This is a genomic window from Streptomyces phytophilus (genome assembly GCF_013870535.1).
Taxonomy (GTDB): Bacteria; Actinomycetota; Actinomycetes; order Streptomycetales; family Streptomycetaceae; genus Streptomyces; species Streptomyces phytophilus.
The window spans coordinates 1-1969 of record NZ_JACBXC010001135.1 but is presented as its reverse complement, the minus strand read 5'-3'; the positions used below and the strand labels follow the sequence as shown (position 1 = coordinate 1969).

At 72.1% G+C, this 1969-nt stretch carries 2 protein-coding genes; both read left to right on the top strand.

Translation table 11 applies throughout. The features are described 5' to 3' along the window. A partial coding sequence (pheS, locus tag H5J30_RS29950; protein ID WP_181790510.1) for a phenylalanine--tRNA ligase subunit alpha occupies nt 1-858 on the top strand: 858 nt, incomplete at its 5' end. Next, nucleotides 858-1969, top strand: a 1112-nt coding sequence (locus tag H5J30_RS29945; RefSeq protein WP_181790509.1) for a phenylalanine--tRNA ligase subunit beta, incomplete at its 3' end; no start/stop codon positions are given. The genes pheS and H5J30_RS29945, both read left to right, overlap by 1 nt.

Sequence of the window (1969 nt, the reverse complement as noted above, 5' to 3'; positions counted from 1 at the left end):
GCGGAGCGCGACGCCCGGGTGCTGGTCGACGAGGCGGTGGACGTCACGCTGCCGTACGACCGCTCGCCCGCCGGCGCCCGGCACCCGCTGACCACGCTCTCCGAGCGCATCGAGGACATCTTCACGGCGATGAGCTGGGAGGTGGCCGAGGGGCCCGAGGTCGAGGCGGAGTGGTTCAACTTCGACGCGCTCAACATCGCGCCGGACCACCCCGCGCGCAGCGAGCAGGACACCTTCTTCGTCCGCGGCCCGCGGCCCGAGGCGGCGGGGGAGGGGCAGGGCGGCGACGACTCCGGCGTCGTGCTGCGTACCCACACCTCGCCCGTGCAGATCCGCTCCATGCTCGACCGCGAGCCCCCGGTGTACGTGATCTGCCCCGGCCGCGTCTACCGCACCGACGAGCTGGACGCCACCCACACCCCCGTCTTCATGCAGGTCGAGGGGCTGGCCGTGGACGAGGGCCTGACCATGGCCGACCTCAAGGGCACCCTGGACCACATGGTCTCCTCGCTCTTCGGCGAGGGCATGCGGACCCGGCTGCGCCCCGACCACTTCCCGTTCACCGAGCCGTCCGCCGAGATGGACATGGTCTGCTTCGTCTGCCGCGGCGAGTCCGTCGGCAACCCGGACCGGCCCTGCCGCACCTGCGGCTCCGAGGGCTGGATCGAGCTGGGCGGCTGCGGCATGGTCAACCCGAAGGTGCTCGTCGCCTGCGGCATCGACCCGGAGCGCTACAGCGGGTTCGCGTTCGGGTTCGGGATCGAGCGGATGCTGATGTTCCGCCACAACGTCGAGGACATGCGAGACATGGTCGAGGGTGACGTGCGCTTCACCCGGCCGTTCGGGATGGAGATCTGATGCGAGTCCCGCTTTCGTGGCTGCGGGAGTACGTCGACCTGCCGGCCGGCGAGACCGGCCGCGCCGTCCAGGCGAAGCTGATCAGCGCCGGGCTGGAGGTCGAGACCGTCGAGCGGCTCGGCGCGGGCCTGACGGGCCCGCTGGTCGTCGGCCGGGTGCTGGCGATCGAGGAGCTGACGGAGTTCAAGAAGCCGATCCGCTACTGCCAGGTGGACGTCGGGAACGCCGGGGGAGGCACCGGGGAGCCGCAGAACATCATCTGCGGGGCGAGCAACTTCGCCGTCGGCGACAAGGTCGTCGTCATCCTGCCCGGCGGCGAGCTGCCCGGCGGGTTCAAGATCGGCGCCCGCAAGACGTACGGCAAGGTCTCCGAGGGCATGATCTGCTCGGTGCGCGAGCTGGGCATCGGCGACGACCACGACGGCATCCTGGTGCTGCCGCCGGAGTACGAGCCGGGCACCGACGCCGTCGAGCTGCTGGAGCTGAACGACGAGGTCCTGGACATCGCCGTCAACCCCGACCGCGGCTACGCGCTGTCCCTGCGCGGCGTCGCCCGCGAGACCGCCATCGCCTACGGCCTGCCGCTGCGCGACCCGGCGCTGCTCGACGTGCCCGCGCCCAACGACTACGGGTACGAGGTCAAGGTCGAGGACCTGCGCGGCTGCGACCGGTTCACCGCCCGCGTCGTCACCGGCGTCGACCCGGAGGCGCGCTCGCCGATCTGGCTCCAGCGCCGGCTCCAGAAGGCCGGCATGCGCCCGATCTCGCTCGCCGTGGACGTCACCAACTACGTGATGCTGGAGATCGGCCAGCCGCTGCACGCCTACGACCGCGCCCGGCTCGACGGCCCCCTCGGCGTCCGCCGCGCCGCCCCCGGCGAGAAGCTGACGACCCTGGACGGCGTCGAGCGCACCCTCCACCCGGAGGACCTGCTGATCACCGACAACCGGGGCCCCATCGGGCTGGCCGGGGTGATGGGCGGCGCCGACACCGAGATCGCCGAGCCCGAGGTACGCGACCACCTGCTCGGCTCCGTGGCGGGCACCACCGAGATCGTCATCGAGGCCGCGCACTTCGACCCCGTGGCCATCGCCCGCACCTCGCGCCGGCA